General features: G+C 61.7%; 13 protein-coding genes. 10 read left to right on the top strand and 3 right to left on the bottom strand.

Going from position 1 to position 12592, the window contains the following annotated elements; translation table 11 throughout:
- Positions 1–9 precede the first annotated feature (9 nt).
- Positions 10–2055 (top strand): molybdopterin-binding protein, encoded by a 2046-nt coding sequence (locus ACR0NO_RS11000; protein ID WP_480724036.1) that lies wholly within the window; start codon positions 10–12, stop codon positions 2053–2055.
- The gene (locus ACR0NO_RS10995) at positions 2052–2645 is read left to right on the top strand and encodes a GNAT family N-acetyltransferase (RefSeq protein ID WP_480723961.1); all 594 of its coding nucleotides are present in this window, start codon (positions 2052–2054) and stop codon (positions 2643–2645) included. The genes ACR0NO_RS11000 and ACR0NO_RS10995 overlap by 4 nt, the downstream gene beginning before the upstream one ends.
- Here the strand turns inward: ACR0NO_RS10995 and ACR0NO_RS10990 are convergent.
- From ACR0NO_RS10990 to ACR0NO_RS10980, 3 genes are all read right to left on the bottom strand, one after another.
- On the bottom strand, positions 2642–3631 hold the full coding sequence (locus tag ACR0NO_RS10990; protein WP_170661224.1) for a hypothetical protein: 990 nt from the start codon (positions 3629–3631) through the stop codon (positions 2642–2644). The two genes, ACR0NO_RS10995 and ACR0NO_RS10990, sit on opposite strands and share 4 nt — an antisense overlap.
- A 15-nt stretch (positions 3632–3646) precedes the next feature.
- Positions 3647–4117, bottom strand: a complete 471-nt coding sequence (greA, locus tag ACR0NO_RS10985) for a transcription elongation factor GreA (protein WP_170379061.1) — start codon at positions 4115–4117, stop codon at positions 3647–3649.
- Positions 4118–4351: 234 nt separating this feature from the next.
- A complete protein-coding gene (locus tag ACR0NO_RS10980; RefSeq protein ID WP_170469094.1) occupies positions 4352–4732 on the bottom strand; it encodes a VOC family protein in 381 nt (126 codons plus the stop codon).
- Between the two features lie 88 nt (positions 4733–4820).
- Here ACR0NO_RS10980 and soxR point away from each other — a divergent pair, with 88 nt between their 5' ends.
- From soxR to ACR0NO_RS10940, 8 genes are all read left to right on the top strand, one after another.
- A complete protein-coding gene (gene soxR / locus ACR0NO_RS10975; RefSeq protein WP_170379057.1) occupies positions 4821–5276 on the top strand; it encodes a redox-sensitive transcriptional activator SoxR in 456 nt (151 codons plus the stop codon).
- A gap of 136 nt (positions 5277–5412) precedes the next feature.
- A complete protein-coding gene (locus ACR0NO_RS10970; protein WP_480723960.1) occupies positions 5413–7059 on the top strand; it encodes an electron transfer flavoprotein-ubiquinone oxidoreductase in 1647 nt (548 codons plus the stop codon).
- Positions 7060–7211: 152 nt separating this feature from the next.
- Entirely contained in the window at positions 7212–7763 is a 552-nt protein-coding gene (locus tag ACR0NO_RS10965; RefSeq protein ID WP_480723959.1) for a TetR/AcrR family transcriptional regulator, read from the top strand.
- Positions 7764–7797: 34 nt separating this feature from the next.
- Entirely contained in the window at positions 7798–8901 is a 1104-nt protein-coding gene (locus tag ACR0NO_RS10960) for a mandelate racemase/muconate lactonizing enzyme family protein (RefSeq protein ID WP_480723958.1), read from the top strand.
- 10 nt (positions 8902–8911) lie between these two features.
- Entirely contained in the window at positions 8912–10006 is a 1095-nt protein-coding gene (locus tag ACR0NO_RS10955; protein ID WP_480723957.1) for an alcohol dehydrogenase family protein, read from the top strand.
- The gene (locus ACR0NO_RS10950; protein WP_480723956.1) at positions 10003–11127 is read left to right on the top strand and encodes a mandelate racemase/muconate lactonizing enzyme family protein; all 1125 of its coding nucleotides are present in this window, start codon (positions 10003–10005) and stop codon (positions 11125–11127) included. The genes ACR0NO_RS10955 and ACR0NO_RS10950 overlap by 4 nt, the downstream gene beginning before the upstream one ends.
- A gap of 2 nt (positions 11128–11129) precedes the next feature.
- Positions 11130–11861, top strand: a complete 732-nt coding sequence (locus ACR0NO_RS10945; RefSeq protein WP_170639880.1) for an SDR family oxidoreductase — start codon at positions 11130–11132, stop codon at positions 11859–11861.
- Complete coding sequence (locus tag ACR0NO_RS10940) at positions 11858–12592, top strand: SDR family NAD(P)-dependent oxidoreductase (protein ID WP_480723955.1); 735 nt, start codon at positions 11858–11860, stop codon at positions 12590–12592. The genes ACR0NO_RS10945 and ACR0NO_RS10940 overlap by 4 nt, the downstream gene beginning before the upstream one ends.

Here is a 12592-nt window from a genome sequence, read left to right as displayed (position 1 = left end):
AGCTTTGTGATGGTCGATTGGTCCGGAGGCAACGACACTGGACCGCGCCCTCGCAAAGATGCCATCTGGGCCTGCGTGGTGCGCGACGGCGCAGTGCAGGCGCTGGACTATCTACGCAATCGGGTGGTCGCCGAGGAGTGGCTGCACAGTCTGATCGACACTGAACTGTCTGCAGGTCGCCGTCTGATCCTGGGCTTTGATTTCCCCTTCGGCTATCCCGCAGGCTTTGCCAAGGCAATCACCGGAACACATGATCCGCTTTCCGTGTGGGACTGGTTCGAAGATCGGATCGAGGACTCTCTGAGCGCCAACAACCGCTTTGATCTCGCAGGCCAGATCAATTCGGGCTTTGGCGGCAAAGGCCCGTTCTGGATGAATGGCCTGCGGCGCGACATCGCTGGCCTGCCGCGTACGAAACAGGAGTATCACAACCCGTTTCCGGATCGACGCGCGGTGGAGCATTTGGCCAAGGGCAGTTTTACCTGCTGGCAAATGGCAGGCGCAGGCGCCGTCGGCGGACAGGTGATGATGGGTCTGCCCGTGTTGAACCGGCTCCGCCACAATTTCGCGGGCAAGATCGCCATTTGGCCCTTTCAGCCACTGGATAAACCGGTGGCGTTTGTCGAGATCTGGCCCTCGCTCAACCTTGGTGCAGCGCCCCCGGATCGGATCAAGGATGCGTGGCAGGTCGAACAGGTTGCCTTGACTCTGTCGCGGATGACGGATCAGGAATTGGACAGACAGTTGAACGTTTCAACCTCAGAGGAGGGGTGGATCTTGGGTGTAGCGCAGGACAAACCGAACATATCGCCTCCGCCATTGCGAAACGATTGTTTTGCCTTGCCTGCCGGGGTGAACTGGACGCCCGTGGATGATGCGCTCGCGTTGCTGCGGGATCGGTTGCGCCCCGTCACAGGGGCCGAGGTGGTGCCGCTTGCGCAGGCCATGGGCCGCGTTCTGGCCGAGGATGTGGTGGCGCAGCGCTCGAACCCGCCGCAGCCCAACACGGCGGTGGATGGCTACGGGTTTGCAGGCCCCGTGACCGAAGGCGCGCAGGTGATGCCGCTGACCGAAGGGCGTGCAGCGGCGGGTATTCCGTTCGACGGCACGGTTCCCTCAGGCCACGCGTTGCGCATCCTGACCGGCGCGGCTCTGCCAGAAGGCGTGGACACGGTCATCCTGGAAGAGGACGTGACGGTTCAGGACGGTCACATTGCCTTTCACGGCCCGTTGAAACAGGGCGCAAACACGCGCCGCGCGGGTGAGGATATTGCAGCAGGAGAGGTGGCCCTGACAGCCGGTCGCAAGCTGACACCGGCCGATATGGCGCTTTTGTCAGCGGTCGGTATTTCCGAGGTGGCGGTGCGCAAACCTCTGCGCGTGGCCGTTCTGTCCACCGGGGATGAACTTGTAGAGCCGGGCGGGACAGCAGGTGTCGGGCAGATATATGATGCGAACCGGCCCATGTTGCTGTCTTTGATCGACCGCATGGGCTTTGTGCCGGTCGACCTGGGGCGCGTCGCCGACGACCGCGAAACCCTGCGAGCGAAGTTGGATGAGGCCGCAACGCAAGCTGATGTGATACTGACCAGCGGCGGCGCTTCGGCGGGGGATGAAGACCATGTTTCGGCCTTATTGCGCGAGGCGGGGGCGATGCAGGAATGGCGGATTGCCCTTAAACCCGGTCGCCCTCTGGCTCTGGGTATGTGGTCGGGCACACCGGTCTTTGGTCTGCCCGGCAACCCGGTGGCCGCCAAAGTCTGTACGTTGATTTTCGCCCGTCCGGCCCTGTGCCAAATGTCAGGGCAGGGATGGGCAGAGCCACAAGGATTCGAAGTCCCCGCCGGTTTTGAAAAACGCAAGAAACCCGGTCGCCGGGAATATCTGCGCGCGCGTATTCGCGGGGGCGAGGTTGAGATTTTCCACTCGGAAGGTTCCGGCCGGATCAGCGGGCTAAGCTGGGCCGAGGGGCTGGTTGAGATCGAAGACGGCGCGCGCCACATCCAGCCGGGCGATCTGGTGCGCTTTATCCCTTACGGCAGTTTTGGACTGTGACGGTCACGGTTTCCAAAGGATTCAGTGAGGCTGAAAGGCCCCAAGCCGCAGCCCTGTTCTGGCAGGCCTTTGCGGCCAAGCTGCACAAGGTGATGGGGCCGGATGAAAAAGGTTTGGCCTTCTTTGAAACGGCCCTCGACCAGGAATTCGCGCTGGTTGCGCGTGATGCTGAAGGCCGGATGCTGGGCCTTGCGGGGTTCAAGACCAACAAAGGCGGCTTGGCGGGTGGCAGTCTGTCGGACCTTGCCCGCGTCTATGGCTGGTTCGGATCGATCTGGCGCGGCGTGGTTCTGAGCGTGTTGGAGCGCGATCTGCAGCCCGGTGTGTTCCAGATGGACGGCATCTTTGTCGCGGCTGAGGCCCGCGGGAGGGGCATTGGCACAACATTGCTCTCTGCCATCAAGGCTGAGGCGCAGCACCGTGGTATGGCCGAAGTGCAGTTGGATGTGATCGATACCAATCCACGCGCGCAGGCCTTGTACGAGCGCGAAGGGTTCAAACCTGTGGGTGTTGAGAAGACCGGCCCATTTCGGCACCTGCTCGGCTTCAGCCGCGCCACCAAGATGAGCTGGCCTGTGCCTGCCGCCTAGTCGAAGGTTCCGGCCACACGCCCCAGCAACATGAAGGCCCTTGCGGTTCTTGTATCACCAAGGGCGGTCAGTTCCGCGTCGCTGGCATTGGCTTCGAATTCGACGATCATGTTGTCGAACCGGCGCAGGAAATGGTGCGCCGCATCCCGGAAGATCGGATCCTGTTTCATCCGCGCTGCCGTCAGCGCCAGCGACGAACGATCCCGAATCCCGCCCAAAGCCGCGACCGAGCGTCCGCGTGCGCCCTGCGCAAACTGACGCCAGACCTCGGGCCGCGCCATATCGGGTCGGAGGTCATCCATATAGATGCCCTCTTGGCTGAGCAGGGTCAGAACATCCTGCGAGGCCTGCACCAGTTTGGAGGCTTTTCGATCCTTCAACGCCATCCGAAGCGCGGTGAAGCCTTCGGTGTCTTTCTCGGTCTCCGGGAAGTTCAGCGCACGGATGAAGGTATCGGTGGTCAGCGGCGGTGTAATCTCTTCAGCGGTGGTGCCCAGCGCCAGCGAGGTTTGCCCGCCCGGCGCAGGTGGGGCGACCTGCAACGGTTCACGCCGCTTGCTGGAGAAGGTGGCCAGCGCGTCCTCGGCCTTTTTGGTCACCGCGGCGATTTCGTCCAACTTCTTGGACACCGTCGGCTCATACGAGCTGGCGGCGCGCTGTTGCTGAACGACATAGGCTTGACGGATTGCATCAATCGCGGTTTGCAGCCGGGCGCTTTCCTCGCGCATGACGCGGCTGGCGCGCATCGCCGTTGCGGCAACCCAGATCATGGCTACCGGTAGGAAAACCGCCAACAGGGTCACAATGAACCCGCCGCCTTGTGTCTGGTCGGGCAGCACAAGGAACAGGACCGAGACCACCAGCCAGATGACACTCAGCACCCCGGCCGCAATCTCGATCGAGGTCACAGACGGTCGCTGAGGGCGATCATAGATGCCCAGCGAGGTTGGCCGTTCGCTTTCCTGGTCAGGTTGTGGCCCCGACATGACAGACCCTCCGGGTCAGGCGAATTCGATGTTGAGAACTTCGTAAGAGCGGACACCGCCGGGGGTGCGAACCTCGACACTGTCGCCTTCGTCCTTACCAATCAGGGCGCGGGCCATGGGCGATTTGATGTTCAGCAGGCCTTTTTCGATATTGGCCTCGTACTCACCAACGATCTGCCAGGTCTTTTCCTCATCGGTGTCTTCATCGACCAGCGTAACCTTGGCGCCGAACTTGATCGCGCCCGACAGTTTGGCCGGATCAATCACGTCGGCCAGAGACAGGATGCCCTCAAGCTCTTTGATGCGGCCTTCGATGAAGCCCTGCTTTTCACGGGCCGAGTGGTATTCGGCGTTTTCCTTCAAATCACCCAGTTCGCGGGCCGAAGCGATGGCTTCGATGATCGCCGGGCGCTCGACGGATTTGAGGTTTTTCAGCTCCGCCTCGAGCGCGGCATTGCCCGCAGGCGTCATTGGAATCTTTTCCATAATCTTGTTGTCCACGCATAAATTGAGCCGCCCCGCCGCGGGTAAAGCGTCGGGGCGAATGATGGGTCGTTCAGTACCTGACCCAAATGGAGCGTGAAATGCAAGAGGCCAAGAGGACGTCACACGTCGATTTGCGACTTAACGCCGTTTCGCTGAGGCGGTTCACGCCTGTGGCGGTGATCCGGGGGTTTGTCTCTGCGCCACCGCTGTGACGGGGTGCAGAGCCACAACATCTCAATCATATTGCACCACCTCGAACTCGATCCCGTTGTCATCGTCGAAATAGAACCTCTTACCCGGCTCATAATCGGCGTGGTTATGCGGTGTGAAACCTGCCGCGCGCACCTTGGCCTCGGTCGCTTCGATATCCTCGACCAGAACGCCCACGTGGTTAAGGCCGCCGACCACGTCATAGCTGCTTTCGTTTGATGGCTCGGGGTGTTCGGGGCGGTAGAGGGCAAGATAGGTGTGTTTTGTGCCGACATGCACCGTATAGCCGCCCGCCATCGCGGCGCCTTCCCAGCGGATATCCCATCCAAACACTTTGTGCATCCACGCGGCCGAGGCTTTGGGATCGCTGACGGTGAAGTTGGTGTGTTCAAGCGTGGCCATCATGGCAGGTCCTTTCCTTTTTCAGGCTTGTCACGACTCAGCGTAATTTCTAAACCTAACTTTAGGTCAAGGTATTTCTTGCGAGGGTGAAATGGCAGCTTCCGAAGGTCTGGCAATTGGCGCTTTGGCACGGCGTACCGGGTTGGCGGTGTCGGCGATCCGGTACTATGAGGCGCAGGGGTTGATCTCGCCCTGGCGCAATGCAGGCGGGCAGCGGCGGTATCAGCGGGCCGATATCAGGCGGTTGAGCTTTGTGATGATCGCCCAGCAATTCGGTCTGACCCTGCCCGAGATCCGTGAGGTGCTATCGGGCCTGCCCGGCAACCGAACCCCGACGCCGCAGGACTGGAAAGACATCAGTGTCACGCTGCGCGCTCATCTGGATCAGCGAATCAATACCCTGACGCGATTGCGCGACAATCTGGACGGCTGCATCGGCTGCGGGTGCCTCAGCCTGCCTAAATGCGCCCTTTACAACCCCGATGACCGTGCCAAATCACATGGTAGCGGTCCCAGATACCTTATGGGCGACTCGCCAAACACGTGAAGTGTCGAATAGCGGCATTGTTACGCCGTGTTTCGATTGACCTGAGTCTTTCTCACCATGTAATCAGCCGAGAAACAAAATTGCGCCGACCGCATGAGAAAAGCGCCAATTCGGAAAGTTAGCTAAGGAGCCCGCGATGGCCGAGATTGAACGCGAAGCGATGGAATACGATGTGGTGATCGTGGGCGCAGGCCCCGCGGGCCTGTCGGCGGCCATCCGTCTGAAACAGCTGGATGCCGACCTGAATGTCGTGGTTCTGGAAAAGGGCTCGGAAGTGGGCGCGCATATCCTGTCGGGCGCGGTGCTGGATCCATGCGGGCTGGACGCTCTGATCCCGGATTGGAAAGAAAAAGGCGCGCCGCTGAACACGCCGGTGAACGAAGACAACTTCTACATGCTGGGTGAGGCCGGAAAGCTGCGCATCCCCAATGCTCCGATGCCACCGCTGATGAACAACCACGGCAACTACATCGTCTCGATGGGTAATGTCTGCCGCTGGATGGCCGAGCAAGCCGAAGAGCTGGGCGTGGAAATCTTCCCCGGCATGGCCTGTTCCGAGCTGGTCTATGGCGAAAACGGCGAAGTCAAAGGCGTTGTCGCCGGTGTCTTCGGCCTGGAGGCAGACGGCTCCTACGGTCCGGGCACCGAGCCGGGGATGGAGTTGCACGGCAAATACGTGTTCCTGTCGGAGGGCGTGCGCGGCTCGCTGTCCAAGGAAGTGATTGCCAAATACGACCTGTCTGCTGGCAAAGAGCCGCAGAAATACGGCGTTGGCATGAAAGAGATCTGGGAGATCGACCCGGCCAAGCACAAGGAAGGCAGCGTCACGCACACGATGGGCTGGCCTCTGGGCAGCAATGCGGGCGGCGGGTCGTTCATCTATCACCTTGAAAACAATCAGGTCTATGTCGGCTTCGTGGTTCACCTGAACTACAAGAACCCACACCTGTATCCCTACATGGAATTCCAGCGCTTCAAGCACCACCCGATGGTGGCCGAGCTGCTGAAAGGCGGCAAGCGCGTGGCTTACGGCGCCCGCGCAATCACCGAAGGCGGCTATCAGTCGATGCCGAAACTGGTCGCGCCGGGCGTGGCGCTGCTGGGTTGTTCGGCGGGTATGGTCAACGTGCCGCGCATCAAGGGCAACCATAACGCGATGCTGTCGGGCAAAGCCGCAGCCGAGGCCGCCTTTGACGCCATCAAGGCCGACCGTTCCGGTGATGAACTGACGGCCTATGAAACCGATGTTCGCGAAGGGGCCATTGGTCAGGACCTCAAGAAAGTACGCAACGTCAAGCCGATGTGGTCGAAATGGGGCCTCATGCCCTCGTTGGCGCTGGGCGGGCTGGACATGTGGACCAACACGCTGGGCTTTTCGCTGTTCGGCACGCTGGGTCATGGCAAGAACGACGCCGAGTCGACCGAAGAGGCCAGCAAGCACAAGCCGATCGACTATCCCAAGCCCGATGGCACGCTGTCCTTTGACCGTCTGACCAACGTGTCCTTCGCGATGACCAACCACGAGGAAAGCCAGCCCTGCCACCTGAAACTGGGCGATCCGTCGATCCCGGTTGCCGTCAACCTGCCCAAATTCGCCGAGCCTGCGCAGCGCTACTGCCCCGCTGGTGTCTATGAGATGGTCGAGGATGAAGACGGCCCGCGGTTCGTGATCAACTTCCAGAACTGCGTCCACTGCAAGACCTGCGATATCAAGGACCCGAGCCAGAACATCACATGGACCACTCCGCAAGGTGGTGACGGCCCGAACTATCCAAACATGTAGCTGAAAACTCCGGCACTGGCGGCGCGAATCTGCCGCCATCCGGCCCTTGTTCCATGCCACCGGTCCCGCCGGTGGCATTTTTTGTCGTTGGCAAGAAAGTCTGTGTCGCAAACGGTGAGGTGGGGGTAGAGTGATCGCTCTACCATCGTGACATGACTGAGACACAGCAGAAAATCGCAGAGAATCTTGATCGGCAGTTCTCAGAGATGGGATTTGCCACCCAGGGCGTTGAAGCCTTGCGAGAGGGCGCGAATGTTTCCCTGCGCACGCTCTACAAGTATTTTCCCAGCCGCGAAGCGATGGTTATCGGTGCCTTGGATCATCGCGATGCCGCCTATTCCGATTGGATCGGCACGGATCAACTCCGGGGCGCGGATCATGTGTTGCACGTTCTGACCCGTCTCTCGGACTGGCTGCGCGAGGTTTCAAACACCGGATGTCTGTTCCGCAACGCGCTGGCGGCCTACCCTGAAAGTGACGCGATCCGAGATGCCGTCACGACGCATAAACAGCATGTGCGCGACATGTTCCGCACCCGGCTAATCCACGTGGCCCCCGATTGCGATGTCGAGGCTTTGGCCGAGGCTCTGTTCATCCTGCACGAAGGCCTGACCGAAAGCGCGCGTTTGATGGGGGCCGAGGCCGCAACCTTGGCCACGATGCGCTGTGCCCGCGCGTTGCTGGCCTCTGCCGATATTCACTAGGCCGGGCCTCCGGCGAACGACAATAGGGACGGATATGAAGATCAAGGAAATCCACATCTACGCCCATGATCTGCCGGTCAAAAACGGCCCTTACACCATGGCAAACGCCGAGGTCTGGACGCTTGACGCCACGCTGGTCAAGCTGGTGGCCGAGGATGGCACGACCGGCTGGGGAGAGACCTGCCCGGTCGGCCCAACCTATGCTGAAGCGCATGCAGAGGGCGCGCGGGCTGCGTTGAAGGCAATGGCCGAGGGCCTGATCGGCGCGGATCTGTGGCCTGTGGCCCTGCACCACCGGATGAACGGGCTGCTCAATGGGCACAACTATGCCAAGGCGGCCATCGACATCGCGGCCCATGACCTGATTGGCAAGAAACTGGGCGTCAATGTCGCCGACCTGCTGGGCGGTGCGCAGACCGATCGCGTGCCCTCTTACTACGCGACGGGTGTGGGCGCGCCGGACGATATCGCGCGCCTTGCCAAAGAGAAGCTGACCGAGGGCTATCCTCGCCTGCAAATCAAAGTGGGTGGCCGTCCGGTCGAGATTGATATCGAAACCATCCGCAGAGTCTGGGAGGTTGTCGGCGGAACAGGCATGCGCCTTGCGGTCGATGGCAATCGCGGGTGGACCACGCGCGATGCGTTGCGCGTCAGTCGTGAATGCCCGGATGTGCCCTTCATCATGGAACAGCCCTGCAACACCTATCAGGACCTGGAAAAGATCCGCCCTCAGGTGACACATGGCATCTACATGGATGAAAACAGCGTCGATCTGAACACCGTGATCTCGGCCGCCGGGACCGGGCTGGTGGACGGGTTTGGCATGAAAGTCACCCGCATCGGCGGCCTGCAGAACATGCGCACCTTCCGCGACATCTGCGAAGCACGCAATCTACCGCATACCTGCGACGATAGCTGGGGCGGGGACATCATCGCCGCCGCCTGCACGCAGATTGCATCCACCGTGCGGCCGACACTTATGGAGGGCGCGTGGCTCGCCGCCCCGTACATCGAAGGCAACTATGATCCCGAAAACGGCATCACAATCCAGGGCGGTCACATCCAGCGTCCGACCGGGCCGGGTCTGGGCGTCACCCCTGACGAAACGCTGTTCGGCGCGCCTGTCGCTTCATACTAAGGAGAACACCATGATCCCCGAAACCATGCATGCGGTCCAACTGACCGGCCATGGCGGTATCGAGATGCTGGACTACCGCTCGGACGTCCCGGTCCCGAAGCCGGGGCGCGGAGAAGTTCTGATCCGGGTCGCCGCTGCGGGAGTGAACAACACCGACATCAACACGCGGATCGGCTGGTATTCAAAGGCTGTCACCGAAGACACCAATACCGGCGGTGCCTCGGGGTTTGAGACCGTGGACGATGACGACGCCAGTTGGTCCGGCACGCCGCTAACCTTTCCGCGCATTCAGGGTGCCGATGTCTGTGGCCATGTCGCTGCCGTTGGTGATGGGGTCGACCCGGCACGCATTGGCGAGCGTGTGATCGTGCGCAACATGCTGCGAACCTATGTCGAATACCGCCCCTATGAATGTTGGACCATCGGCAGTGAATGCGATGGGGGTTTTGCCCAGTTCTGCGTCGCGCCTTCGCAGGAAACCCATGCGGTGAATTGCGACTGGGAGGATGTGGAACTGGCCGCCATCCCCTGCGCCTATTCCACGGCTGAGGGCATGCTGCACCGCGCCAATGTCGGGGCCGAGACTGTTCTGGTTACCGGCGCCTCGGGCGGTGTTGGTTCGGCTGCGGTGCAACTGGCGAAACGGCGCGGCGCGTATGTGATCGCTCTGTGCTCGCCCGCGAAGGCCGAGGCCGTTCTAGCTTTGGGTGCAGACTGCGTGCTGGACCGCAACGCCGATCTGGTGGCTGAACTGGGTGAAGGCTCGATCGACGTAGTGGTCGATCTGGTGGCCGGCCCGCAATGGCCCAGCCTGCTGGACGTGCTGCGCCGGGGTGGGCGCTATGCGACCGCCGGGGCCATTGCCGGGCCGATCTGTGAAATCGACGTGCGGACGCTTTACCTGAAAGACCTCACCTTGTTTGGCTGCACCTTTCAGGAGGACATCGTGTTCGAAAACCTCGTGAAATACATCGAGGCCGGGGAAATCCGCCCCGTCGTTGCCAAGACCTATCCGCTGAGCGAGATCGCGACGGCGCAGGAAGAGTTTCTGACCAAAACACATACCGGGCAGCTGGTGCTGATCCCGCCGCAGGTGACCTCATGAAAATCCGCAAGATCGAGCTTTTTGAACTGCATCTGCCCTATGCGGGCGGCTCTTACGAGCTGTCGGGCGGGCGCATTTACACCGGGTTTGACAGCGTCATCGTCTGTATCACCGCCGATGACGGGACCGAGGGGTGGGGCGAATCCACCCCCTTCGGTCCGAACTACATCGCCGCCCATGCACGCGGTGCCCGTGCCGGAGTCGAGGAAATCGCCCCCTATCTGATCGGTCGTGACCCGCGCGATGTGGACCGGATCAATGACGCCATGGATGAGGCGCTGCTGGGCCATAACCACGCGAAATCGGCGCTTGATCTGGCCTGCTGGGACCTGTTCGGCAAATCGGTTGGCCTACCGGTCTATAAACTGCTGGGTGGCGCGACAGGCAATCGCCTGCCCGCAATTAGCTCGATCTACGCGGGCACGCCCGAGGATATGCGCGCCCGCGTCGCGGAACACCGCGCGATGGGCTATATGGGCCATTCGGTAAAGGTCGGCGCGATGGACTCCGAAGGCGGCCCGGCGCTGGACGCCGAACGCATCGCGGCCTCATTGGCGGATCGGCAACCGGGTGAGTACTTCATCGTTGACGCCAATGGCGGCCTGATCCCGGAAACCGCGCTGCGGATGCTCCGCGCCCTGCCGAACGGGCTGGATTTCGTGCTGGAGGCCCCTTGCGCCACATGGCGCGAGACGCTTTCCCTGCGCCAGCGTTGCGACGTGCCGATCATTCTGGACGAGTTGGCGCAAGAGGATGGCGATATCGCCAAGCTGGTGGCGCTGGATATGGCCGATGGCATCGGGCTGAAAATCTCGAAAGCCGGGGGGCTGACCCATGCCCGCCGTCACCGCGACATCTGCCGTGCCGCAGGGCTGACGATCAGTGTGCAGGACACGGTGGGGTCAACCCTGTCTGCCGCGTCGATCTTTCATATGGGTGCAACTGTGCCCGAACGGCTGCTGCGCTGTGTTTTGGACCCGCGCGACATGGTAACGATCCAGACCGGTGCGTTCGACGCCCCAATTGAAAACGGTGGCGTTCTGCCGCCCGATGCGCCGGGCCTCGGCGTGACTATGAACCGAGACCTGCTGGGGCAGGCCGTTGCAATCTGGGAAGACTAGACATGTTTCAGGACAAAAACGCTCTCGTCACCGGCGCGGCCGGGGGGATCGGGCAGGCCATCGTCAAACAGCTGCGCGCGCAGGGCGCTCGGGTCGCGGTTGCGGATCGCTCGACCGATGGGATCGAGGCCGAGGCGCATCTGCCCGGCGATCTGTTGGACCCGACCTATTGCGATCAGCTGGCCTCAGCCGCGCAGCAGGCGTTGGGCGGCCTCGATATCGTCATCAACAATGCTGGCGTCATCACCCGCGGCCCGGTGACCGAGACCTCGGACGCCGACTGGACCCTGTCCATGGGCGTGAATGTCGAGGCACCTTTCCGGATCTGCCGCGCTGCCATTTCGCTGATGGCCGAGGCGGGCGGTGGGGCCATCGTCAACACCGCCTCCTGCTGGGGCGGCAAGGCACCGGGGCCGAACCATGCGCTCTATTGCATGACCAAGGCGGCGATTGCCTCGCTGACCGAATGCATGGGGATGGATCACGCGCATCAGGGCATCCGCATCAACGCCGTTTGCCCGAATGAGGTCAACACGCCGATGCTGCGCTCGGGCTTTGCCAAGCGTGGGTTTGATCCTGACGAGGCCGTGACCGAACTGGGTAAGACCGTGCCTCTTGGGCGGATCGCCGAGCCTGAGGATATTGCCGATGTGGTTCTGTTCCTCGCCTCGGATGCGGCACGCTACATGTGCGGCACGCTGGTTGAGGTCAATGGCGGGAAACCGGTCGCATGAGGCGGTTTGAGGGCAAGGTTGCTCTGGTCACCGGCGGTCGCTCGGGGATAGGGCAAGCCATCGCGGCACGGCTGACGGAGGAGGGCGCGCGCGTCTTTACCGCTCAGCGCGGCGGGGATGATCACTTCGAAGGGATTGCAGCCGATTTCACTGATCCAGCTGTGCCTGCACAGGTGGTGGTCGAGGTCATTGCCCGCGCCGGACAGCTGGACGTTCTGGTCAACAATGCCGGGATGATGCAGGAGGCCCGCGTCGAAGAGATGACGTTGGATGACTGGCAGAAAAACCTGACCGTCAACCTGACCGCGCCCTTCCTGATGATTCAAGCCGCTTTGCCCCATCTACGCAAAACAAAGGGCAGTATCGTCAATACCGGCTCGATCGAGGGGCTGGGCAGCAATCCCGGCCACGCAGCCTATTGCGCATCCAAGGCCGGGCTGCACGGGCTGACCCGCGCCGTGGCGGTGGATCACGGGGCCGAGGGTATTCGCTGTAACGCGATCGCTCCGGGCTGGATCGACACCGAGTTGAACCTCGACTTCATCGACTCGATGCCCAACCCGGATGCGTTTCGCCGGGACATCGGCCAGATCCACCCGGTCGCACGCACCGGCAAGCCCGAAGAAGTGGCTGCCTTGGCGGCGTTTCTGGCTGCCGAGGAAAGCGGCTTTATCACCGGGCAGGTCTACACGGTCGATGGCGGGCGGATGGCAAAGCTAAGCCTGCCCTGA

The sequence above is a fragment of the Ruegeria sp. CL3 genome (assembly GCF_056536505.1).
This window is presented reverse-complemented; position numbering and strand designations above follow the sequence as displayed.